The sequence below is a fragment of the Paludibaculum fermentans genome, from assembly GCF_051172195.1.
Taxonomy (GTDB): Bacteria; Acidobacteriota; Terriglobia; order Bryobacterales; family Bryobacteraceae; genus Paludibaculum; species Paludibaculum fermentans_A.
Genome location: NZ_JBPJAQ010000003.1, coordinates 93881 through 117885, shown reverse-complemented (window position 1 = coordinate 117885; position 24005 = coordinate 93881). Strand labels below are relative to the sequence as shown.

The window sequence follows — 24005 nt, the reverse complement described above, 5'->3', positions numbered from 1 at the left end:
GAAATGGGGGCGGGCCGGCCTCTATATCCGTTACACATATATCCATTGCGCATATATCCAGTGTGGATATACTGAAGGAGATGCGGCACAGCCAAGAGAGCGAAATGAATTCCCTGCTCCCCTTACCGGAAGCGACCTTCCACATCCTGATGGCGGTGGCGGAGGAAGACAGGCACGGTTACGCGATTATCCAGGACGTGGCCGCCCGCACGGACGGGGCGTTGAAGCTGAGCCCCGGGACGCTTTACCGGTCGATCCAGCGAATGCTGGAACAAGGGCTGCTGGAAGAGACGAAGGAACGGCCGGCTCCGGACCAGGATGACGAACGCCGCCGTTACTACAGGATTACCGAGTTTGGCCGGGAAACGGCGAAGGCAGAGACGCGGCGGCTGACGAACCTGGTGCGGCTGGCGAAGGCGAGCGGACTGGCTCCGGGGCGGGCGTGATGCGGCTGTACAGTGCGTTGCTGCGGCTGTACCCGAAGTCGTTCCGGCTGGAGTATGGGGCGGAGATGCGAGCCGTATTTGCGGCGCGGCGGAGAGACGCGGGCTCGCTGTTGGGGATCGCGGGCCTGTGGCTGGAAACGATCCCGGACGTTTTGCAGAGTGCGGCGGGTGCGCATTGGGATATTGCGCGGCAGGACCTGCGCTATGCGGCGCGGACGCTGCGGCGGGCGCCGGGCTTCACGCTGACGGCGGTGCTGGTTTCCGCGCTCGGCATTGGCGCCACGACGGCGGCATTCACCCTGCTGGATCATGTGCTGCTGCGGCCGCTGCCCTTCCCTGACCAGGACCGGCTGGTGAAGCTGTGGGAGAACCATACCATCAACGGCAACTTCTGGGATATTGCCCCGGCCAACTATCGCGACTGGAAGAGAGAGAGCAAGTCGTACGAGGGCATGGGCGCCTACCGCCAGCAGGCGGTGGATCTGGTGGGCCGGGACGATCCCGTCCGGCTGGAAGGCGCAGCGGTGACGTGGGAGGTATTCCCCCTGCTCGGCGTACAGCCGCTGATGGGACGGTTCTTCCAGCAGAGCGACGACACGACGGGCGCGGCGGGTGCGGTGGTGCTGAGCTATACGCTGTGGCAAGGCCAGTTTGGCGGTGACGCGAGCGTGCTGGGGCGAAAGGTCCTGCTGGACGGAGCGCCCTATAACGTGATCGGCGTGATGCCGCGCGGCTTCTATGTGCCATCCCGGGAGGCGCTGTTCTGGACCGCGATGCGCTTTGAGCCGGAGGATTTCGAAGACCGGGAGAATACCTATATCTACGGTCTGGCGAAGCTCAGGCCCGGTGTCAGTGCGCGGCAGGCGCAGGTGGAGTTGTCGGGCATCAGCGGACAGTTGGCACGCGAATATCCGAAAGAGTTGACGCACATCGGCGCGAAGGTGCTCCCCCTGCGGGACGACGTCTCCAATAGTTCCGTGCTGATGCTGAGGACGCTGCTGGGCGCGGCATTCTGCGTCCTGCTGGTGGCTTGCACGAATCTCGCCAACCTGCTGATTGCGAGGTCGCTGGGACGCCGGAGGGAACTGGCTGTACGGACCGCTATGGGCGCCGGCCGGGAACGGCTGGTACGACAGATGCTGACCGAAAGCCTGCTGCTTTCGCTGGCGGGCGGCGGCCTGGGGATCCTGATGGGCACCACGACGCTACCGTTGCTGGCGCGGCTGGTGCCCAATTCGCTGCCCATCGCGGAGGTGCCGAGCGTCGATCTGCGGGTGCTGGGCTTTGCCGCCCTGCTAACACTGTTCACGGGCCTTGCCTTCGGCTTGTTGCCGGCGCTGCGGCTAAGCCGGCAGGAAGACTCGAAGGATTTGCGGGAGGGCAGCCGGTCTGGCATAGGGGGCCGCAAGGAGCGTCTGCGGTCCACCCTGGTGGTGGTGGAGGTGGCGGGGTCCATTGTGCTGCTGGTTGCGTCCGGCCTATTGATGAGGGCGCTGTGGCGCGTGCAGGCGACGGATCCGGGCTTTCGTGCGCAGAACGTGCTCACCCTGCGCAGCGCGCTGCCGATGCCGAGGTACAGAAGCCGGGCTGCACGGGAAGAGTTCTACACGCGGGTGCTGGGTGAGGTGCGGCAGATCCCAGGCGTCGCCGGGGCGGCGTATACCAGCTTCCTGCCGATTGTGCTGCGTGGCGGGGTTTGGCCCGTGGAGATCGCCGGGCGTCTGCAGGACGGCGCCAACCGCCTGAACGCGAGCCTGCGGTTTGTCACGCCGGGCTACTTTGCCACCATGCGGATTCCCCTGCGCCTGGGCCGGGATGTTTCGGATCAGGACCGTTTCGACAAGCCCTTTGTCGCGGTGGTGAGCGCCTCGTTCGTGCGGCGCTATTTTCCGGATGAGAATCCGATCGGCCGTCACTTCGAGTTCGGCAATCACGACCGGGCGATTGTCGGCGTGGTGGGGGATGTACGGGTGCGCGGGCTGGAGCAGGAGAGCGAGCCGCAAGTCTACCTCTCGTACTATCAGCATGACCAGGTGTCCACCTGGTATGCGCCCAAGGACCTGGTGGTGCGCTCGACCCTGCCGACGGAGACCCTGGCGAACACGCTGCGCCGGATCATCCATCAGGTGAATCCGGAGCAGTCGGTCTCGGACCTGCAGACACTGACGGAGGTTGTGGAGGCCCAGACCTTGTCGCGAGCGGTGCAATTGCGAGTGCTGGGGGCGTTCGCGCTGGTGTCGTTCCTGCTCGCGGCTATCGGCATTCACGGACTGCTCGCCTTCAACGTCTCCAGCAGGCTGCAGGAGATCGGCGTGCGCATGGCGCTGGGTGCGAAGTCAGGGGACATTGCCGGGATGATCCTGAGGCAGGGCGCCGGACTGGCTGCTGTTGGCATTGTCGTTGGCGTGGCCCTGGCTTATGGTGCCGGGGTACTGCTGCGGTCGCTGTTGTCCGGTGTGGAGCCCGGGGATGGTCCTACGATGTTGGCCGCGGTGGGGCTGTCGGCCCTGATGACCATCGGCTCCGGCGCCATACCGGCATGGCGCGCGGCCCGCGTGGATCCGACGACCGCGATCCGGGCGGAATAGACGTGGCCGCCGCTACACGGAGCCTCGCCGGCGCAGGCCATCGAGAAGGCTGGCGCAGAGGATCAGCGCCAGGGCCGCGATGAACCAGTCGCCCCAACGTGTGTAGAGTGTGGGCTGCGCCCCCAGGCCCACGGGCGCCAGCAGGGTTGAGAAGGGCGCCGCGTCGCTACGGTGTTCCATCCGGACACGGCCGCGGGTGTCGAGTAGTGTCATGCGGCCCTGTTTCGCGAGGCGCGCGATGTGGAAGCCGTTCTCCACTCCACGCATGAAGGCCATGCGGCTGTGGAGCCAATCGTCGACCACGAAGTCCCAGGCGGGCACCAGCAGCAGGCCGGCGCCTTCGCGGCCGTAACGGCGGGCCAAGGGGGTGAAGTCCATGTCGCGGCAGATCTCGATCCCGATTGTGGAGCGCGGATCGCGCAGCAGGGTGAGTTCGGTGCCGGGCCGAGTGCGGTCCTCCAGCACAGGCACGAGATGGTGCTTCCAGTAAGTGGCTTCCAGGCGGCCGGAAGCATCATAGAGCCGAGCTTCATTGCGCCGCCCCTCGGGCGTGGGATGAATGATGGGGACGAGAATGCGGGCGTTGGCGGCGCGTGCCGTCTGGCCAAAGAGCTGATCCAACTCGGCGATGTGCTCGGGTTCCACCACTGCGACCATCTCCGGCAGCATAATGATACGCGCACCGCGGCGGCCGAGTTTTACGGCCTCCTCGGCGTACTGCTTCAGCAGGCGGCTGGAATCCTCGGGCTTCTCGGGAAGGAGATTCGGCTTGAGATCCGACACGACCATGCCGACCACCACCGTGGGGCCATCGTCGCCATCGCTTCGCAGGCGCGAGATTCCGAAGCCCAGGACGACGACAAGGACCATGCCCGTGACGGCCAGGACCGTACGCTTGTATCGCACGGATAAGGCTGCCGCCACGGCCGCGGGCAGCAGCATGATGACGAAGGTGATGCCGGACATGCCGGTGAGGGCCGCCAGTTGCAGCAGGGGCAGGCAGTCCATCTGGGTGTAAGCCAGGTCCCCGTAACTTCCACCCACGTATTCGATCAGGGATTGGCACAGGGTCCAGAAACTGGCGAAGGCAGCGGCAGCGGCCAGCGCGTGTCCGCGCAGCAACAGCAGCCGGTAGAGCAGGACCGAGAGTCCAAACAGGATGGCGGGTGCAATCACGATGACGGCGATGAGCGCATACGGGATCTGCACCAGGCGGTAGTAGCTCACTACGTTCAGGTGCCCGGCCGCCCAGGCCAGGAACGCGGCGCCGAAGAGCGGCAGGGCCTTCAGGCGTGTGGCGAGCAGCAGCACGGGGATGGGGGCAAGCCACATCAGCCACCAGACGGGGTGCAGGGAATCGGCGAAGAAGAGGGCGGCGGCCGAAAGGGCCACGGCGGAGAGGGCGGCGAGGGCGGGTTTCAAGATGATGCGCCTTCCTGGGCTCGAAGCCCGTCCAGCAATCTTTTCAGGGCGCGATGCACGAGTTCGCGAAACTGAGATTCGTCCAAATGGAAGCGGCCTGCACGGTAAAGGGTGATGTAGCCGTGGGCGAGGGACCACAGTTGGAGAGCGACCTCCCAGGGGTCGTCCTGGGCGAGCTGGCCCTCGGCCATGGCCCGGGTGACGAGGTCGGCGATGGGTGTGAGGGTCGGCGACTGGCGGGCGCGAAAATCGTCCGGGAAGCGGCGGGCGCCGACGCGGGGTTTGGAGAAGACATGATCAAAGACGCGAGCGCGGGTGAAGGCATAGTCGAGATAGCCATCCATACAATGCAGGATCTGGGTCCGCAGCGAGCCGCGATGCCGGCGTGCCTGGATGAACTCGAGCAGTTTGTCGAACTCGGCGTCGGTGACCTGGCGCAGCAGCGTCTCGCGGGAGTCGAAGTGATGGTAGATCGCCATGGGGGTGATACCGACGGCGGTGGCCACTTTGCGCATGGTGACGGCGTCGGGCCCGTCGTGTTCCAGCAGATGGAGCGCCACGCTGGAGATGCGCGTCTTCAGGTCAGAAGGAGCAGACACGTATACAGCGTATAGCAATTCCTATACGCTGTATAGTAAATTCTATAGCGCGGAGTGAAGAATCAGAGCGGGTCGACGACCGCCTCGATCACGCGCAGGTTGCGTTTGGGGGTTTCTCCGTCGAGTTCTTCCTTCTCGAAGGCGTCGAGCACTTCGAGCCCTTCGACGACGCGGCCGAAGATGGTGTACTTGCCGTCCAGGTGGGGTGCGGGTGCGAGCATGAGGAAGAACGAGGTACTGGCGGAGTCGGGATCGTCGTTGCGGGCCATGGAGAGGATTCCGCGCTCGTGCTTGAGATCCTGGCGGAATTCGCCCTTCACCGGGTGGACCCAGCGGTCGGCGGGATGGGTGGGATTCGGCTCGCGTTTGTCGCCCATGCCGCCCTGGGCCACGAAACCTTTGATTACGCGATGGAAGGCGGTGCCGTTGTACCAGCCGGTGTCGACGAGCTTGAGGAAGTTGCGCACGTGGTTGGGCGCCCACTCGGGTTCCAGCTTGATCTTCAGCGTGCCGAGGGTGGTTTTCATCGTCACGGTGCGGCGCAGTTGCTCGACTGTGGCGTCCAGGAACGGCTCAGTCTTTTTCTTCTCGATGGTGACCTTGAGGATGCGGACCGGCTCAGTGGCGATACCGGCGGCGTCCACTTTGGACTGTGAGATCTTCTCGACCACGTCCATGCCCTCGGTGACGCGGCCGAATGTGGAGTACTGCCCGTCGAGTGGAGGCTGAGGCTGGACGCAGATGAAGAACTGGCTGCCGTCGCTGTTCTTCTGATTCGGGATGCGGACAGTGGAGACGGTGCCGCGCTCGTGTTTCATGTCGCTGAATTCGTCGGCTTGCAGTTTCAGGCCTCCGGTGCCCCACAGCGTGCGAGCGCTCTTGGCGTCCTTGAGCAACGGATCGCCGCCCTGGATGATGCCGTAGGAGATGGTGCGGTGGAAGGCTCCGCCGTCGTAGTAGCCCTGGCGGGCCCACTTGAGAAAGTTCTCGACATGCTTGGGCGCTTTGTCGGGGGCGAATTCAAATCGAATGGTCCCGGCGCTGGTCGTGATGACCGCTTCCAGGTCGGCCGCATTGGTTTGGGCGGCGGCGACCAGCGGGAGGAAGGCAAAGATGGGGAGAAGAGCAAGGCGGCTGGAACACATCTCCTGTTCATCGTAGCCCCAGAGAGTGGGTCCGGTCAGCCGGGCGTGCCCCACGGGCGCCGCGCGCTGCAATATCGTAGAGGGAAGCCGATGACGCACAAATTCTGGGAACGCCTGCTATTCGCCTGCCTTGCCGCAGGTCTGGGCCTGCAAGGACAACCTGCATCGCTGCCCGTGGTGCAGAGCCGCACGGGGCCGATCCGGACGGAGACGGTGGCGTTGCCGGAGCTGAGTCCGGGCAGCCAGTACAGCCTGCTTTACTCGGCGGCGCCGTTGAGCGGCTTGGGGCCGGACGCGCGGATCAGGGTCCAGGTAGCGCAGGGCGAAGCCGTACTTGCCGAGAAAACACTGCACATGGGTGACGCCGATTTCTATACGCAGTTCCGGGTGCAGCAGCCGGGCAAGGCCGAAGTGCGGATCGCGAATTCCGGCGCGGCGGGCCAGTTCCATCTGACTGTCAACCGCTGGCCGCTGACCGACGCTGTACGCCGCGGCCCCAGCCATCGCTGGCAGGACGCCATGGAGATGACGCTGGGCAAGACCGTGTTCGCCTCGGGTGACGACGCGCCGTACATCCCGTTGCCGGGCACCGCGCGCACCGCCATAGTCGAGGATCCGGTTCGCACGGACTGGTACAAGTTCCACTTCGCGGGCTCCGCACCGAAGCTGGTGTTCTTCCAGATTGAGTTGATGGAGCGCGACCAGGTGCCGGCGAACGTGGCGGTCTACCGCCTGGCGGGCGGCCAACTGGAGGAGCACTTCCAGGGAGAGGATCCGGTCTCGCTGCCGCACGAGGTGCAGGCGCTGCCGGGCAACAAGTTTATCCCGCGCATTCTGAGCGAGGCGGGTGATTACTACATTGCGGTGCGGGCCGCGCATCCGGAATACAAGCTGCGCACGCGGCTGTATGATCCGGCGCCTTACAAGGATCCGCGGACGGCCGTGCGGACGGGTATCGACTACATCCTGGCGGCTGGCGATTCGTGGCATGCGAACACTCCACGGCGCGGAGGGACGCTGGACCGCGTGAGTTCCGTGCATCAGGAGACATCGCTGTGCGTGGCCTGCCACGCTACGCACTTCTCGCAGCGCGCGCAGTTGTATGCGACGCGCAACGGCTACCCGGTGGTGCAGCGCCAGCAGCTGCAGTTCCTGTCGGAGCGGTTTTACAACAACCCGCGGCCGTTCTATGGTTTCGAGCACGAGGGGGCGGTGTGGGCGCGCATGATCTCGGCTCCGGCGAATGTGCTGGGGCGGATGTCGCACCTGATGGACATCTTCGAGGATCAGGTCACCGGCGAACGGCGCGAGAAGTTCCACCAGGGCATCGCGCAGTATTTGAACCTTTACTATGCAGGGCGGGACAAGCTGCCGGGTGACGAGACCAATGGCAATACGCCTCTGGTGAGCGCGCACGAAGTGGCCTGGTATGCGTGGACCGAAACGCATGACGCGCGGCTGCCGCAGATGGTGGCGGGGGGTGAGGTCAAGAACATGGTGGACCTCTGCTACCAGACACTGGCGCTGGCCGAGATGGGCAAGGTGCGGTATGAGGAGCAGATCGCCCGCAACGCCAAGCGCATCCTCTCGCTGCAACGCCCGGACGGGCAGTGGGCGATGAACTTCGCAGCCGGGCAGCCGGAGGTGGAATTCCAGACGGGGCACGCACTATGGGCGCTGCACGCGGCAGGCATTCCCGCAGACCATCCGCAGGTGGCAAAGGCGATCGCATACCTGCTGGGGCGGCAGCAGCCGTGGGGCGGATGGTTGGATCCATTGCAGTCGTATGAGAACTTCCGCACGCCGTTTCGGGAATCGCAGATGGCGATCCTGGCCCTGAGCGCGTACTTCCCCCAGGCGGGCCGGCCCAAGGGCTGGAATTCGCCGGTGATTACAGCATTGTCCAGCGATCCGGCGCAATTGCTGGCGCAGCTGGATGAGGTGTGGGACAGACCCTCGGCGGCCGTGTTGGCGGGCATAGAGTCGGCCACGAAATCGAACGATGCATTGATCCGGCAGGCGGCGGTGGAGGCCTTGGGGCGCTTGGGGCAGACTGTGGATCCGGCCTTGCTGGGCGATGCGAGCAAGATGGTGCAGAGGACCGCGGCCTGGGCGATCCGGCAGTCGTACCGGTCGCGTGTGGATGCTCCGGTGGCTCCGGTGCTGACCGCATTGGCGAGCCGGGACGACCGTATGCGCTGGGGCGGGGTGCGTATCTTCGCCGCCCACTTCTCAACGCTGGCGACGCGGGCTCCGCTGGCGGCCGCTTTGGAAAAACTGCTGAATGATCCGGCTCCGCTGATCCGCATGGACGCGGTGAAGGCGCTGTGGCAGTTCTGGTTCTGGAACGCGGATCCGGGGGTGCGGTCGGGTATCGAAGACGCCACCTTGCAAGCCCTGGGACAGCCACAGCACACCTGGGTCGCGCAGAATCTGCGGCATGCCGTTTACAACCTGGCCGATGAGAATATCCGCTATCTGTACAACAACTGGGTGCCGCTGCTGGGCCGGCCGGAGGATCGCGACAAGGCAATTCGCGGACGCCTGGCGGTGGAGTCCCAACTCGCAGCAAAGTTCGATTCGGTTCTCGAGAAGGGTTCCGAGGCGGCGAAGAAAGAACTGCTGCGAGCGCTGACGGAGCAGCCGCTGCGGCGCGCGGACATTTACGACCTGAAGGCGGACCTGGGCATGCAGGCTCCGCTGGTCTACAACCGAATCGGCAACGACATCGAGCAGATCACGTTCTTCGGCGAAAGCGCGGAGCGGTTCGCGGGCGCATTGAAACCGCTGCTGGCTTCGCAGGACGGCGAGATGCGGGCGCTGGCTTCGCGAGCGGTGTACCTGGTCCGGTCTACCCGGTTTGGCGATGTGAACCGGCTGGCCGGCGAGACCGGCGAGCAGGTGAAATTTGTGACGGCGAAAGTGGAGCAGATGCCGGAAGGGGCAGAGGTGGCGCGGGCGTTGAAGCCCCCACCAGTCACGGTGGCCGCCAAGAGTACGGGGCCGAGACCTGCGATGAAGGTCAAGCTGGATGAAGCGTATTTCCGGGGCTATGTGCAGCCGATCCTGGAGAAGCGCGGTAAGGACGGGTACGCCTGTGTGCACTGCCACGCATCGCACGCCATCTTCGATGGGACCTATGGAACGGCGATGAAGGTGGTGGATCCAGGCCAGCCGGAGAGCAGCCTGATCCTGATGAAGCCGACGTCGACATCGGAGTCAGAAGGTGTGGCCGGTGGCAACACAGTGGCGCACGGCGGCGGCATCCGGTGGGCGAAGGACTCGCCGGAGTACGTCACGATCCTGGAGTGGATCAAGGGTGCCAAGGAGTAGGCGTGCCGGTTCGTCCGACGCACAACCAAGCATGTGAGTTTACAGGCGACCCGCGTTTGGCCGCTTGCATTTTACTCAGACAGCTATATACTTAGCTTACTGAGTATGGCAAAGACTGATTCCCTCCAGGGTTCCCTGGACCTCATGGTTCTGAAGATCCTCTCCCGCCGGCCGCACCAGCACGGCTACGCGATCATGACTGCGATCAAGGAGATGTCGGACGAGGTGCTGCGTGTGGAAGAGGGGTCGCTTTACCCGGCCTTGCACCGCATGGAGGAGGCCGGCTGGATCAAGGCTGCGTGGATCACCAAGGACACAGGCCGGCGCGCCCGTATCTATGAGTTGACGACGGCCGGGAAGCACCAGTTGATGTCGGAAGAGGCCCGCTGGCAGGCCGTGACCGCGGCTGTAAATCAAGTCTTAAGGATGGCCTGACTATGTCCATCTGGTCGCGCATCGCGCACGTTTTTCGCCCTGGTTCACTGGACCGGGAACTTGAGGAAGAGCTGCAGTCGCACATCGACGAGGCGGTGGAGAACGGCCGCGATCCGGAAGAGGCGCGGCGAGCCTTTGGGCGTATGCTGCAGACCCGGGAGCAGAGCCGCGACATCCGCATCGCCACCTGGCTGGATTCGCTGCGGGCGGACGCGGTCTTTGGCTGGCGTCAGATTGTGAAGCGCAAAGTCACGTCGGGGGCGGCCATCGTGTCGCTGGCGCTGGCGATTGGCGCGTGCACCTCGGCCTTCCGGCTGGTGGATGCCATGCTGTTGCGGCCATTGCCGGTGTCCGATCCAGGTAGCCTGTTTGTCCTCAACTACGAAGTGTTGGACAACGACGACAAGAAGGATACGGCCGACTCCTTCGAATATCCGTTGTTCCGCCAGTTGCGCGCCGCCGCGCAGGGGCAGGCTGAATTGATGGCCATCTCGTATGCGGGGCAGGTGGACCTAACCTTCGGCACCGATCAGGAGATGGAGAAGGCGTATCGTCAGTACGTCTCCGGCTGGACCTTCGAGACGCTCGGCCTTCGGCCCGAGTTGGGACGGCTGCTGACGGCCAACGATGACGTGAAGCCGGGGGGACATCCTTACGCGGTGCTCTCGCACGACTTCTGGAAGCGGCGCTTCGGCGGGGACCGCAATGTCATCGGGCGTACCTTCCGCCAAGGCACCACCGCGTACGAGGTCGTAGGTGTACTGGCGGCAGGCTTCACGGGTACGGAAACCGGAACAATGACGGATGTGTTCGTCCCCACGATGATGAATGCCAAGGCCATCGACAACCCCAATTGGAGTTGGTTCCGGACGTGGGTGCGGTTGCAACCGGGCGTCGAGGGCGAGCAGGTTAGGCAGAAGCTGCGGGCAGCGATGCTGGCAGCACGCCAGGAGAAGGCAAAGGAGTGGAAGTCGCCAGGCGCAAAGCACCGCACGGAGCAGTACCTGAATGCGGCGGTCACCCTGGAGTCGGCCGCAGCCGGCGTGTCGGGCATGCAGCGGGCCTACCGGCGGTCGATGATCATCCTGGGCGTGCTGGTTGCACTCGTGCTGCTCATCGCCTGCGCGAATGTGGCGAATCTTCTCACTGCCCAAGCCACGGCCCGGGCGCGAGAGATGGCGCTGCGTGTATCCATCGGCGCAGGGCGCGCACGCCTACTGCAACTGGTGCTGATGGAAAGCGCGCTGCTGGCGATCATCGCATCAGTACTGGGCGGGCTCTTTGCGGCATGGTCGGCGCCTTTTGTCGTGAGCATGATCAATCCGCCGGACAACCCGGCGCGCCTCGTGTTGCCGGCGGACTGGCGGGTGCTCGGATTCGCGGTGGTTCTCACCCTAGCGGTGACCGTTCTCTTCGGCCTGGCGCCGGCACTGCGAGCCTCCTCCGTCAAACCGGCCAGCGCCTTAAAGGGCGGCGAGGATCCGCATTCCAAGCGCCGGCTGATGCACGCACTGGTTGCGGCCCAGGTGGCCTTCTGCTTCCTGGTCCATTTTGTGGCCGGCATGTTTGTATCGTCCTTTGACAGGCTGGCCAACCAACCTGTCGGGTTCTCAACGGAGCGCATCGTCCTGCTGGACACCGTGGCGAAGAAAGAACTACCGCAAGTTACCTGGGATCAGGCGCTGGAGAGGCTGCGCGCGGTGGCAGGCGTGGAGTCCGCCGCCCTGGCCAGTTGGCCGCTGATGAGCGGCAATTTCTACACCTCGGGCGTGTGGGCGAACGGCCACACCCCCGACCGGGAACAGCCTGTTTATTTCCTGGGTGTCTCGCCGGGCTGGCTGGCGACGATGAAGATTCCACTGCTGAACGGCCGCGAGTTCCGCCGCAACGAATCGAACCCGGATTTCGCCATCGTCAATGAAGCGTTCGCGCGCCGCTACTTCAACGGTCAGGACCCCGTCGGCCGGACGCTGGAAACATCCGACGCCAAGGGCAAGCACTTCACCGCGCAGATTGTCGGACTGGTGCGGGACGCGCGCTATGGCGAACTGCGCGAGGCCATCCGCCCCACGGTCTATATCCCCTTCGCCTCGAAGGACGAAAACGGCGCCCCGAAGGGCAGCGACTGGGGGGCCTTCATCGTCCGCACCGCCACGAAAGATCCGCTGGATCTAGCCACCGTATTGCGCCGGGAGGTCGCCAACGGCGGGCCTGAACTGCGTGTCAGCGATGTATCCACGCAGGCAGCGCTGATCCGCTCCAAGACCTTGCGAGAACGCATGCTCTCCACCCTCTCGATGTTCTTCGCCGCCGTCGCGCTGCTGCTGGCTTCCGTCGGACTGTATGGCGTCCTGGACTACTCGGTCATCCAAAGGCAACGCGAGATCGGGATCCGGCTCGCCCTCGGAGCGCGGTCCAATGACATCATGCGCCGCGTCACCACGGAGGTTTTCTCCATGCTGATCTTCGGGGCCTTTATCGGGCTGGCGTTGGGCATCGCCTCGGAACGCTACGTCGAGACGCTGCTCTTCGAGGTGAAGGCGCTGCAGTTCTCGGTGCTGCTGTGGCCGACAGTGACGATTCTCGGGGCGTCGGTATTGGCCGCTCTACCGCCGGTATTCCGCGCGGTACACATCGATCCCTCATCGATGCTGCGGTCCGAGTAAACCGCCGATTGACGAACCGTGGCGGGCCTCCCTATCCTCTAGGGATGCCCGCGCAAGAGTCCTCTCAACAGGTGGAGACCTGGAACATCCACAACCGGATCCACGCGTTCCTGTTGGACGCCCTGGATCCCGAATCACTGGCCGCCATCCCGCAACCGAAAGGGCGCAGCGTGGCGGCGCAGTTCTCGCACGTCCACAATGTACGGAAGATGTGGCTGGCGCAGGCCGCGCCGGATCTGGATGCACCGCTGCTGAAACTGGAAGGCCCGGACTGGACCGCCGAGGATCTCAAGACGCACCTCGCCGCCTCCGGAGCAGCGATCGCGGCATTGCTGGAGCGCGCCATTGAGCAGGGCAAAGTGAAGGGCTTCAAGCCGCACCCGGCGGCCTTCCTCGGCTACCTCATCTCGCACGAGAGCCACCACCGCGGACAGATCCTGCAAACGCTCAAGCAGAACGGTAAGCTGCCGTCCAAGAAGGTGCTCTTCGGCCTGTGGGAGTGGGGCGTCCGCTGACGCCGGCTACGAGATGATCGCCTGGATCAGATTTCCGTGGACATCGGTCAGTCGGAAATCCCGGCCGCTGTAGCGATAGGTCAGGCGCGTGTGGTCGAGCCCCAACTGATGCAGGATGGTCGCATGCAGGTCGTGCACGTCCACCGGATTCTCCACCGCCTTGAAGCCGAACTCATCCGTGGCGCCATACACCATTCCGCCACGGAAGCCGCCGCCGGCCACCAATGAACTATAGCCGTGGTTGTTGTGGTCGCGGCCGTTCTGTACCTTCACTAGGCCGCTTACTTCCGTGGCGGGGGTGCGGCCGAATTCGCCGGTCACCACGACAACGGTCTCGTTCAGAAGCCCGCGCTGCTTGAGGTCGCGGATCAGCGCGGCGATGGGCTTGTCGGCCAGGCGCGCCAGGCGGCGGTGGTCGAGAATATCTTCGTGGCTGTCCCACGGCTGGTCATCGCCGAAGTAGACCTGCACCATGCGTACGCCGCGCTCCACCAGGCGCGCCGCCATCAGGCAACCGCGGGCGAAGTCGCCGTCGCCATACGACTCACGCACCTTCTCAGGCTCCTTGGAGATATCGAACGCTTCCGCCGCTTCGGTCTGCATGCGGTAAGCAATCTCCATCGACTGAATGCCCGCCTCCAATTGAGGATCATCGCCCTCACGCTTCGTCTGCAGGCGGTTCAGTTGTCCCAACAGGTCCAGTTGCCGCTTCTGGTCTTCCGGCTTCCAACGCGTGTTGTGCAGATTGGGGACGAGCTTGTCGACTTCCTTCTCGTTATTCGGAATGTAAGCGCCCTGATACACGCCCGGCAGGTAAGACGATGTCCACAGAATGGGGCCCAGCACCGGCAACCCGGGACACAATACGACAAAGCCCGGCAGATTTTTGTTCTCGGTGCCCAGGCCGTAAGTCACCCAAGAGCCCATGGAGGGATGGCCCGGCAGCCGCTGCCCGCAGTTCGTCAGCAGCAGCGACGGCTCGTGATTCGGCCGCTCCGTGTGCATCGAGCGGATGACGCAGAAGTCGTCGATCACCGACCCGACTTCGGAGAAGATCTCGCTCACCTCAATCCCGCTCTGGCCGTACTTCTTGAATGTGAACGGCGAGCCCAGCAGGTTGCCGGTCTTCCGCTCACTCTTGAGATTCGGCGTCGGCATGGGCTTGCCGTGCATTCGCTGCAGCGCGGGCTTGGGGTCGAACGTATCCACCTGCGACGGCCCGCCGTTCAGGAACAGGAAAATGACATGCTTCGCCTTGGCCGGGAAGTGGGTCGACTTCGGAGCCATGGGGTCGTTTGCCACCTGGGCAAAGGCGGCCATGGGGAAGCCGGCGCCCATCGTCTTGAGCAGGTCACGTCGTGTCATTGTCACTCCACGTACAGGAACTCGTTCGCAGCCAGCAGGACCTGCGCATAGCGGGGCCATGCGTCCGGGCCTTGCTGCAGGAACTCCAGCCCCAGCTTCAACTCTTCAGCATTCGGCGGCCGCGAGTACATCAGTTCATAGGCCGAGCGGATCTTCTCCTCATCGGTGCCCTTCAGGCGGGCAGCCAGTGCGTCGGACTCGCGCAGCACCAGCGGATTGTTCAGGAAGAACAGGCGCTGCAGCGGCACGCTGGTCACGTTCCTCTGTTCGTTCGTCGTATTGGGATTGGGGTGATCGAACATCGCCAGCAGTTGATCCAGCTTGCGCCGGCTGCGGAAGCCATACACGGTGCGCCGCAGGTTCTTCTCATCCGTCAGCCGCAGCGCCGGACCGCCCAGTGTCGACGTATCCAGATTCCCGGCCACGGCCAGCAGGGTGTCGCGCATCGACTCCACATCCAGCCGCTGGCGGTTGGCACGCCACAAATAGCGGTTGCCCGGATCCTTCTCTTCGTTTGGAGCCGAGCGCTGCCACGCGCCGGCGTAAGTGCGTGACAGCACGATCTCCCGGTGAATCGCCTTGATGCTCCAGCCGCTCTCCACAAAGCGCGCCGCCAGATAATCCAACAGTTCCGGATGCGTGGGCCGTTCGCCCAGTTGCCCGAAGTTGCTGGGCGTACCCACGATGCCGACACCGAAATGGTGCTGCCAGATGCGATTCACCATCACGCGCGGCGTCAGCGGATTGCCGGGGCTGGCGATGTCCCGCGCAAGCTCCAGGCGCCCGCTGCCCTGCGAATAGGGCTTGGGTTCACCGGCACTGAGAATCGAAACGAAATGACGCGGCACCTCAGCGCCCGGATTGTCGCGGCTGCCGCGAATCAGGATATGCCCGTTCTTCGGCTTCTCGACATCCTTCACGGCATGTAGGAAAGGATACTGATCCGGCAGCGACTTCTTGATCTCCGCCACGTCGGAGCGCAGCTTCGCCAGGTGCGTTCGGTGTAACTCGCCCAGCCAGCGGTCGAGTTTGTCGCCGCTGTAATACAACACACTCTTGCGCGTCCCGAACAGCTCGTTATAGAACCGGAATTTCGGCCGGTCGAGCGACAGCAATTCCGTCTCACTCAGATCGTTTCTCTGCGACGACCCGCCCAGGCGAATCAGGTTCTTCTGGTCAGTCTCCTTCTTCTCCGCCAACACGCCCAGAACCAGCTGCTGGAATTTGTCGGCCTCTTTCCAGTTGTCGAGGAAGGGATGCTCGTGCATGCCGGGCTTCAGGTAGGCCCGCCAGTGCTCCAGTGTTTCCGGATCGAGATCCTTGGCATCCCGCTCGCCCTGCACCGCCCTGACATAGTCGGCCGTGCGCGTCGCCAGCATGGCCGCCACTGAGATCGCCTGCTCCTCCTGGAACGCCTTCAACTCCGCCTCTTTGTCGTCCAGACGCTTCTTGTGCGCCTTCCAGCGCTCCACCACCTCGGCGGATGCCAGCGGCACCTCTTCGACGACCGTATTGTTGAAGACACCCTGCAGCGAGTAGAAGTCGGCTTGCGGAATGGGATCGAACTTGTGGTCGTGGCATTGCGCGCAAGCCACAGTCAGCCCCAGGAAGCCGCGCGTGGTCGCATCCACCCGCTCGTCCTGCTGCTCCGGACTCAACCCGTAGAACGTCAACCCAGGCAGCAGTTTCGCGCGCTCCGCTTCCGGCATCTGGTCAGCTGCGATCTGCGCCATCACAAACCGGTCGAACGGCATGTCGTCGTTGAAGGCCTGGATCACCCAATCGCGATAGCGGAATGCATTCGGATGAACCAGTTCCTTCTGGGACTCCAACCGGTCGTCGGAATAGCGCGCAACATCCAGCCAGTGGCGCGCCCAGCGCTCGCCGTATCGCGGAGAAGCCAGCAGGCGGTCGACCACTTTGGCCTCGGCCTTCGGCGAACGGTCGTCCAGGAATTGGTGGATCTCCTCCGGCGTCGGCGGCAGGCCGGTGAGATCAAACGTGACGCGGCGCAGCCACACGCGTCTGTCGGCGCGCGGCGCGGGCGTCAGGCCCTTCTCACGCAGCTTGGCGTAAATGAACTGGTCCACCGGCGAACGCGACCATTCGGCGCTCTGCGCGGCCGGCGGGGCCACCTTGCGTACCGGTTGAAAACTCCAGAAGGCACGCTGCTCCGGGCTGATCGCCGTGGCGGGCGCCTGCGCTTTCGCCCGTTCCGGCCATACCGCGCCGTCGCGGACCCACTCCGCCAGCACCTCAATCTCTTCCGGCTTCAGCTTGCCCATCGGCGGCATGGCCTTGATGGATTCGTCCGTCTGGCGCACTGCCTGGATCAGCCGACTCTGGTCGGGCTTTCCTTCCACGATGGCGGGCCCACCCTTGCCGCCCGTCAGCAGGGCTTCCCGTGAAGTCATCGCCAGTCCGCCCATCTTCGACGCCGTATGGCAGGCGAAACAATTGCGCGCCAGAATCGGCCGCACCTTCATTTCAAAGCGCTCTTCCGGCGTATCCGCCAACGCGGGGACACACATGGCAAGCAGTAATCCGGCAGGGATCGCCCAGGAGGACATTTGACGGGATTGTACCAGAGCTCTACCGCTAACTGAACCCCGGCTACCAGGAGTCGCGATTCGAGATCGTCACGCGGTAGTAGGGCTTGTCTTTCTCCGCCGCATCCATTGTGAAATTCTCAGTGGATTTCGAGGCGTCATACCCACGCCACAACCACGTCAATGACTCCGGCAAATCCAGCGACGACTGCGACGAGTTGTGCGCCGCATGGCCGAAACGGAAGTGGTAGTCGTACTCCCGCATCTTCAGCGAATTCGCAAGCTCAATATTCTGCAGCGGCCACGACCCGTGATTGTTCTCCAGGTCATCAGCGCCATCGCTCATCCACACCCGGATGTTTCGCTTGTCCTCTTTCCGCACCTTGAAGGGATAGACGTTGCCGCCTTCCAGCTTTTCCTGCGGCCGCCACTGGATCGACGTGTAGCTGCCGATTGTGGAGTGCACGCGCGCGAATTTCTCCGGCATGAACCATGCCACATTGAACGAGCAGATGCCGCCCGATGATTCTCCACCGATCCCGCGACTGTAACCGTCCTGACGCAGCTTGTAGATCTTCTCCACCTCGGGCAGCAACTCCTCCATCAGAAAACGCGCATACAGATCTGTCACTGTGTCGTATTCAATCGACCGCATCGCCTTGCCGGCGGCCGTGAAACCGGGCGAGATCATCACGTGCACCATCGGCGGAATCAGCTTCTGCGCCACCAGGTTTTCCGTCACCGTGAACAGCCGCATGCGCGAGAGGTCCCCGGCGATCAGCGTCTGCCCGTCCTGCCACACCATCAGCGGCGCCGGCACGTTCGCATCGACACCCGGAGCCGCATACACCCACCAGTCGGCCTTCATCCCGTTGTAGAGCCTGCTCACAATCGTGTGCTTCTCACTGAGCTTGCCCTGCGGCACTCCGGCCTTGGGATAGGAGTCCGGGTTGTAGCCTGTGAGGTCCGCCCGCGCGCCCAGCGCCTTGCCGGCCGCGTAGTACTGATACGAGTGCGTCACGCCGGTCCGCATCTTCTCCAGCCGCATCCACAGGTTCGAACCGCCGATGCGTGCCATGCCCACCGCGGGCTGCCCGTCGATTGAAACCGTCACCGCGTCGTCGGACGCCATCACGAACAGGAAATCCTGCCCCCAGACGGCCGTGCTCCCCTTGGCCGTCAGGGTCTTCGCGATTAATTCCTGCAGGCCTGGCGAGGCAGGACCCTTGCGCGCGGCCTCGATGAGCGAATCCAGCGGATGCGGCTGCGCAGTGGCGCACACGGCCAGCAGGCCGGCCACCATGAGGCGGTTCAGTTTCGGGCGGATCATTTTTCTGACTTGGACTCCTGTTGAGGATTTGAGGACTTGCGTTCTTCCAGGTAAGCGAGGATCTCTTTGGCGCGGCGGCGGCGCGCGTAGTCGATAGCGGTCTGGCCGCGGCCATCCTTTGCGGTGACATCCGCCCCAGCCGCCACCAGCGTCTTCACGGCGGACACACAGTTCTGGCTCACCGCCACCAACAACGGAGTCATGCCCTGCGGGCCCTTCGGATTCAAGTCGACATGCGCCGAGAGCAGCAACTCAAGCACGGGCGCCTGGCACGACCGGGCGGCCAGGTGAATCGGCCGGGCTCCGGCGGTGCCTGCCAGTTCGGCATCCGCGCCGGCAGCCAGTAGCACCGCGGCCGTCTCCTTGTGCGCGCCCTGCACCGCCAGCCAGAACGGCGTGATGCCCGTCTTCGACTTGGCATCCGGCTCTGCGTGATGCTCTAGAAGCAGGCGGACGATCTCCACGCGGCCGTCTCCGGCGGCATAGTGCAGCGCTGTCTGACCGCGGCGGCTTTCTCGCTCGTTCACCGGCACGTCTTTCTCCAACACCAGTTTCACGGCGTCCAAACGGCCCGATGAGACCGCCGCATGCAGCAGCGTCTCCCCGTTCCCGCGGCGCGCCTGGCTGTTGGCTCCGGCAGCGACCAGCAGTTTCATCAAGGCGACACTGCCCTTGCGCGCGGCCAGCAGCAGCGGAGTCTCGCCATCGTCACCGGTCTGGTTGACGTCCGCACCCGCCTTCACCAGGGCCGCGGCAGCCTTCACGTCACCATCCGCGCAAGCCTTGATGAGAGAGCCAGGCGGCGGATCGGCCGCCCACAGCATTCCTGCAAATAGGGCGAAAGAAACTACACAAATGTGGGTTCCCAAGACTGGTCAATCTTATACCATACTGAAAGAGAAATGAACCGAATCGCGGGAGGGGCTGTCGCCGCGTTCACCGTCCTGGCTGCCGGTGCGCGTTTGGCTTGGCCGGCGGCGGAACCTCCGGAGCAGGAAAAAGCCTTCCAGGAACAGGTACGCCCGTACCTGAAGCAGTACTGCGCCGGTTGCCACAATGCTCGCGTCAAGACCGCCGGCGTCGCCGTGGATGGGTTCACCGACGTTGCCTCCATCGCCGCCCACAACGGTGAGTGGGAGAAGATCCTGCGTAAGCTCCGCACGGGTGAAATGCCGCCCACTGGCCTGCCCCGCGCTCCTCAAGAGAAGACCAACTCGCTTGTCACCTGGCTGGGCTCCGAACTCGACCGTGCCGCTGAGCGCAATCCCGATCCCGGCCGCGTCACAGTCCATCGCCTCAACCGCGCCGAATACAACAACGCTGTTCGCGATCTGCTCGCCCTCGATTTCCGCCCCGCCGACGATTTCCCGGCCGACGATTCCGGCTACGGCTTCGACAACATTGCCGATGTTCTTTCGCTGCCGCCGGTGCTGATGGAGAAATACCTGAGGTCCGCCGGCAAGGTGAGCCGCGAGGCCCTGGGACGCGTCAAATACGACCCAGTGCTCGACCGCCTGAACGCGCCGCGCGATGTTCCACAGAATGCCCTCATCAGCGATGCCGCCCCGGTGAGTTCCCGCGGCGGTATGGAAGTGGAGCGCCGCTTCCCCGTTGACGCCGAGTATCTCTTCCGCCTGCGGGTCCGCGGGTCCCCCGATCCCCTGGCACCCGACGTGCTCGACATCCGGCTGGATGGCAAGTTGCTACAGCGCGTCGACATCAACTTCCCTGCTAATGATGAGGACGAAGAACGCCGCCGCGTTGAGTTCAGGCTGCCCCTCACGGCAGGCCGCCACACGCTGCTCGCCACCTTCCTCCGCGACGACTCCAAGAACGAAACCGCCACCCTCGACTTCAACGCCAACGGCACCGCCCGCCGCAATCAGGTCGGAGTCGACTGGGTGGAAGTCGGTGGGCCGTTCGACGCCAAGCCCAATCCCGATAAGCCCAGCCGCCGCGCCATCCTAACCTGCACCCCAGGTCCCGGACGCACCGAAGACGCCTGTGCCGCGCGCATCCTGTCCCGTCTGGCACGCCGTGCCTGGCGCCGGCCCGTCACCCCGGAAGAGTCCGTCAAGCTCATGACGTTCTACCGCATGGGCCGCCAGGACTCCGGTGAATACGAAGGCGGCATCGAGCTTGGCCTCAAGGCGATCCTCGTTTCGCCTAACTTTCTTTTCCGCGTCGAGCAGGATCCCGCTACGGCCAAACCCGGATCCACTTATCCGCTCAGCAGCCTCGAACTTGCGTCGCGCCTCTCGTTCTTCCTCTGGAGCTCCATCCCCGACGAGCCCCTGCTCAGCCTGGGCGAACGCGGTGAGCTCAACAAGCCGGAGGTCTTCGAGGCGCAGGTCCGCCGCATGTTGAAGGACCCCAGGGCGCACGCTCTCACCGAGAACTTCGCCGGCCAGTGGCTGCATCTGCGGAACCTCTCCGCCATGAAGCCCGACCCGGAGAAGTTTCCGGGTTTCGATCAGGGCTTGCGCCAGGACATGACTCGCGAGACGGAGCTTTTCTTTGAGGCCTTGCTGCAATCGGACGCCAGCGTCGTCGACTTCCTCGATGCTCCCTTCACCTTCCTCAACGAACGTCTGGCGAAGTTCTATGGAATCCCCAATGTCGCAGGCCGTCAGTTCCGCCGTGTGGAGTTGCCCGATGGCAGCCGCGGCGGCGTACTGACGATGGCCAGCGTCCTCACTGTGACCTCTTACCCCACGCGCACCTCCCCCGTCATTCGCGGCAAGTGGGTGCTGGAGAACCTGCTGGGCGCGCCGCCGCCCCCGCCTCCGCCCGATGTTCCGCCATTGCAGGAAGCCGGCCTGGGCACCACGGTTTCCATGCGCCAGCAGCTCGAACAGCACCGCGCGAATCCGTCCTGCGCCGCGTGCCACGCCAAGATGGATCCCATCGGTTTCGCACTCGAAAACTACGACGCCATCGGCCGCTACCGCACTAAGGACGGTGGCTTCCCCATCGACTCCAGCGGCAAGCTCCCCTCCGGCTCCAGCTTTAAAAACGCCGCCGAGTTGAAGAAGATTCTCCGTGACAATCCGCAGGAATTCGTCCTCTGCTTCACCGAGAAGCTGATGACCTACGCCCTCGGCCGCGGCGTGGAACGAACCGACAAGCCGCTGATCCGGGCCATCACGCGCGACGCGGCCGGCAGCAACTACCAGATCTCGTCCATCGTCCTCGGCATCACCAATAGCGCGCCTTTCCGCATGCGGCGCGCCACCCAGATCTCCAGCGAAGGTCCGCAACGTCCGGTCAAACCGGTTTCCAAGGAAAAACCCAATGCTGCTGAGTAAGAAGGCGCTCTCCCGCCGTACCCTGCTGCGCGGATTCGGCTCCGCCCTCGCCCTGCCGGCCCTCGATGCCATGGTGCCGGCGCTGGCCCGCGGAGCGGCCAAGGCAGCACCGCTGCGCATGGCCTTCGTCTATGTCCCCAACGGTATTGTGATGAAGCATTGGACCCCGGAAGCGGAAGGCCGCGACTTCGCCCTCAACGGTGCGTTGGAGCCCTTCGCCTCCGTACGTGAACAGATCATGGTCCTCAGCGGGCTCACCCAGAACAACGGCCGCGCGTTGGGCGACGGGCCCGGCGACCACGCCCGCGCCGCCGCGTCTTATCTCACTGGCTTCCATCCCCGCAAGACCGAGGGCGCCGACATTCACAACGGGATCTCCGTCGACCAGGTGGCTGCCCAGGCCATCGGCCAGGCCACCCGCTTCCCTTCCCTCGAACTCGGCCTGGAAGGCGGCGGCCTGGTGGGCAACTGCGACAGCGGCTATAGCTGCGCCTACACGAACTCCATCTCCTGGCGCTCCGAACAGACACCCCTGCCGCCTGAGCTGAACCCGCGCGCCGTCTTCGAACGCCTCTTCGGCGATGGCGAACTCCACGACCGCGCCACTCGCCTCAAGCTGGCGAAACAGGATCGCAGCCTGCTCGACTTTGTACTCGAGGACGCCTTCAAATTGCGTCGCTCCCTCGGCGTCACCGATCAGCTCAAGCTCGACGAATACCTGGGCTCCGTCCGCGAGATCGAGCATCGCATCCAGATCGCGGAAAAACAGGACATCGAGAACCGCAACGACAAGTCGAACGACCCCAGCATGCCCAAGCCGGCCGGCGTCCCGGTCACGTTTGAGGAGTACGCCCGCCTCATGTTCGATCTCATGACCGTGGCGTTCCAGACCGACTCCACGCGCGTCGCAACTTACCTCGTCGCGCGCGAGGGCAGCAACCGTACCTACCGCTCCATCGGCGTGCCCGACGCCCACCACGGCATCTCGCACCACATGGGCAACCAGGAGAAGATCGACAAACTGGCGAAGATCAACCGCCTGCACGCCGAGCTGTTCGCCGGTTTCCTCAAGCGCCTGCAGTCGCTGCCCGACGGCGACGGCACCATGCTCGACCACACGATGATCGTCTATGGCAGCGGCCTCAGCGATGGCAACGCCCATGCCCACGACGATCTCCCTCTGCTGCTGGCCGGCGGCGCCAATGGCGCGTTCAAAATGGGCCGCCACGTGAGATACCCCAAGGAGACGCCGCTGAACAACCTATTCCTCTCCCTGCTCGATACCGCCGGCGTCAAGGCGGAATCGCTCGGCGACAGCAGCGGCCGGCTGCCGCGACTGACTGACCTCACTGCCTAGCCGGCGTTAGGCTCGATAGACTCTAGGTCGAGATGGACCGCCGCACGTTCCTTGGCACCGCCGCCGCACTGCCCGCCTTCGCGGGTGGGCAGCGGATTCTCGACACCCACACGCATTTCTACGATCCCTCACGCGCCCAGGGCGTCCCCTGGCCGCCAAAGGACAACCAGACGCTCTATCGCACGGTGCTGCCGCCTGAGTTCCAGAAACTCACGGCGCCGCTGGGCGTCGAAGGCACCATCGTAGTCGAAGCCAGTCCCTGGCTCGAAGACAATCAGTGGATCCTCGATCTCGCACAGGATCACCCCGTCATCCGCGGCTTCGTCGGCCATCTCGACCCAGGCCGCCCCGGGTTCGCAGCCAACCTCGAGCGCTTCCGGAAACATCGCCTGTTCCTCGGCATCCGCCTCGGCGGAGCCGTGCTGGCGAAGGAGCTCGGCAATCCGGCATTCCTGGAGGACATGAAGCGCCTGGCCGGAGCGAACCTCGAACTCGACGTCCTGGGTGGACGCGCGCCTTTCGCGGACACGGCTCGACTCTCAGACCGCGTACCCGGGCTCCGCATCGTGCTCAACCACCTGCCGAACGACGCGCCCAAGGATGGCGTGGCGCTGGCGGCCCTCAACAGCCGCCCCAACGTCTACGCCAAAGTCTCGGGCGTGCTCCGGCGTGTCGATGAACGTGTACCGGTCGATGCCGCCTTCTACCGCGAGTCGCTGGATGAACTGTGGGCCGCCTTCGGGGAGGACCGCCTGGTCTATGCCAGCAACTGGCCGGTCAGCGACCTGATTGCGCCATATCCCCAAATCCTCGGGGTCGTTCAGTCCTACTTTGCCGCCAGGGGCCCGGCTGCTGCCGATAAGTTCTTCTGGAAGAATGCCCAAACCGCATACCGGATCCCTTCCTGAGATGAGGCGAAAACTCGGAGAAGACAAGACGCGGTCAGA

At 64.2% G+C, this 24005-nt stretch carries 16 protein-coding genes; 9 read left to right on the top strand and 7 right to left on the bottom strand.

What is annotated here, in order from left to right; all coding sequences use genetic code 11:
- The first annotated feature begins 104 nt into the window (after positions 1–104).
- A complete protein-coding gene (locus tag ACR9Y2_RS34465) occupies positions 105–446 on the top strand; it encodes a PadR family transcriptional regulator (protein WP_435046449.1) in 342 nt (113 codons plus the stop codon).
- Positions 446–3034, top strand: a complete 2589-nt coding sequence (locus ACR9Y2_RS34460; RefSeq protein ID WP_435046448.1) for an ABC transporter permease — start codon at positions 446–448, stop codon at positions 3032–3034. Before ACR9Y2_RS34465 ends, ACR9Y2_RS34460 begins: the two co-directional genes overlap by 1 nt.
- A gap of 12 nt (positions 3035–3046) precedes the next feature.
- Here ACR9Y2_RS34460 and ACR9Y2_RS34455 read toward each other — a convergent pair whose 3' ends face one another.
- The 3 genes from ACR9Y2_RS34455 to ACR9Y2_RS34445 all read right to left on the bottom strand — a co-directional run bounded on the left by ACR9Y2_RS34455 (position 3047) and on the right by ACR9Y2_RS34445 (position 6299).
- Entirely contained in the window at positions 3047–4456 is a 1410-nt protein-coding gene (locus ACR9Y2_RS34455) for a nitrilase-related carbon-nitrogen hydrolase (RefSeq protein WP_435046447.1), read from the bottom strand.
- Positions 4453–5055: a TetR/AcrR family transcriptional regulator gene (locus tag ACR9Y2_RS34450; protein ID WP_435046446.1), complete on the bottom strand. Its 603-nt coding sequence runs from the start codon at positions 5053–5055 to the stop codon at positions 4453–4455. The genes ACR9Y2_RS34455 and ACR9Y2_RS34450 overlap by 4 nt, the downstream gene beginning before the upstream one ends.
- 62 nt (positions 5056–5117) lie before the next feature.
- Positions 5118–6299: a peptidylprolyl isomerase gene (locus ACR9Y2_RS34445; RefSeq protein ID WP_435046445.1), complete on the bottom strand. Its 1182-nt coding sequence runs from the start codon at positions 6297–6299 to the stop codon at positions 5118–5120.
- Here ACR9Y2_RS34445 and ACR9Y2_RS34440 point away from each other — a divergent pair.
- The 4 genes from ACR9Y2_RS34440 (at position 6291) to ACR9Y2_RS34425 (ending at position 13149) form a co-directional block, all read left to right on the top strand.
- Complete coding sequence (locus ACR9Y2_RS34440) at positions 6291–9533, top strand: hypothetical protein (protein WP_435046444.1); 3243 nt, start codon at positions 6291–6293, stop codon at positions 9531–9533. The genes ACR9Y2_RS34445 and ACR9Y2_RS34440 overlap by 9 nt on opposite strands.
- Before the next feature lie 105 nt (positions 9534–9638).
- Positions 9639–9968 (top strand): PadR family transcriptional regulator, encoded by a 330-nt coding sequence (locus tag ACR9Y2_RS34435; RefSeq protein ID WP_435046443.1) that lies wholly within the window; start codon positions 9639–9641, stop codon positions 9966–9968.
- 2 nt (positions 9969–9970) lie between these two features.
- On the top strand, positions 9971–12634 hold the full coding sequence (locus ACR9Y2_RS34430; RefSeq protein WP_435046442.1) for an ADOP family duplicated permease: 2664 nt from the start codon (positions 9971–9973) through the stop codon (positions 12632–12634).
- Between the two features lie 44 nt (positions 12635–12678).
- Positions 12679–13149, top strand: a complete 471-nt coding sequence (locus ACR9Y2_RS34425; RefSeq protein WP_435046441.1) for a DinB family protein — start codon at positions 12679–12681, stop codon at positions 13147–13149.
- A gap of 6 nt (positions 13150–13155) precedes the next feature.
- On the opposite strand, the gene ACR9Y2_RS34420 is transcribed toward ACR9Y2_RS34425, so the two are convergent.
- From ACR9Y2_RS34420 to ACR9Y2_RS34405, 4 genes are read right to left on the bottom strand one after another with little or no spacing between them, the layout of a single operon-like run.
- Entirely contained in the window at positions 13156–14514 is a 1359-nt protein-coding gene (locus ACR9Y2_RS34420) for a DUF1501 domain-containing protein (RefSeq protein ID WP_435046440.1), read from the bottom strand.
- Between the two features lie 2 nt (positions 14515–14516).
- Complete coding sequence (locus ACR9Y2_RS34415; protein ID WP_435046439.1) at positions 14517–17084, bottom strand: PSD1 and planctomycete cytochrome C domain-containing protein; 2568 nt, start codon at positions 17082–17084, stop codon at positions 14517–14519.
- Positions 17085–17127: 43 nt separating this feature from the next.
- Positions 17128–18393 (bottom strand): alpha/beta hydrolase, encoded by a 1266-nt coding sequence (locus ACR9Y2_RS34410; RefSeq protein ID WP_435046438.1) that lies wholly within the window; start codon positions 18391–18393, stop codon positions 17128–17130.
- Positions 18390–19217, bottom strand: a complete 828-nt coding sequence (locus tag ACR9Y2_RS34405) for an ankyrin repeat domain-containing protein (protein WP_435046437.1) — start codon at positions 19215–19217, stop codon at positions 18390–18392. Before ACR9Y2_RS34405 ends, ACR9Y2_RS34410 begins: the two co-directional genes overlap by 4 nt.
- Positions 19218–19295: 78 nt before the next feature.
- Here ACR9Y2_RS34405 and ACR9Y2_RS34400 point away from each other — a divergent pair, with 78 nt between their 5' ends.
- From ACR9Y2_RS34400 to ACR9Y2_RS34390, 3 genes are read left to right on the top strand one after another with little or no spacing between them, the layout of a single operon-like run.
- Positions 19296–21701, top strand: a complete 2406-nt coding sequence (locus ACR9Y2_RS34400; protein ID WP_435046436.1) for a DUF1592 domain-containing protein — start codon at positions 19296–19298, stop codon at positions 21699–21701.
- Positions 21688–23058: a DUF1552 domain-containing protein gene (locus tag ACR9Y2_RS34395; protein WP_435046435.1), complete on the top strand. Its 1371-nt coding sequence runs from the start codon at positions 21688–21690 to the stop codon at positions 23056–23058. The genes ACR9Y2_RS34400 and ACR9Y2_RS34395 overlap by 14 nt, the downstream gene beginning before the upstream one ends.
- Positions 23059–23090: 32 nt before the next feature.
- Positions 23091–23966, top strand: a complete 876-nt coding sequence (locus ACR9Y2_RS34390) for an amidohydrolase family protein (RefSeq protein WP_435046434.1) — start codon at positions 23091–23093, stop codon at positions 23964–23966.
- Positions 23967–24005 lie beyond the last annotated feature (39 nt).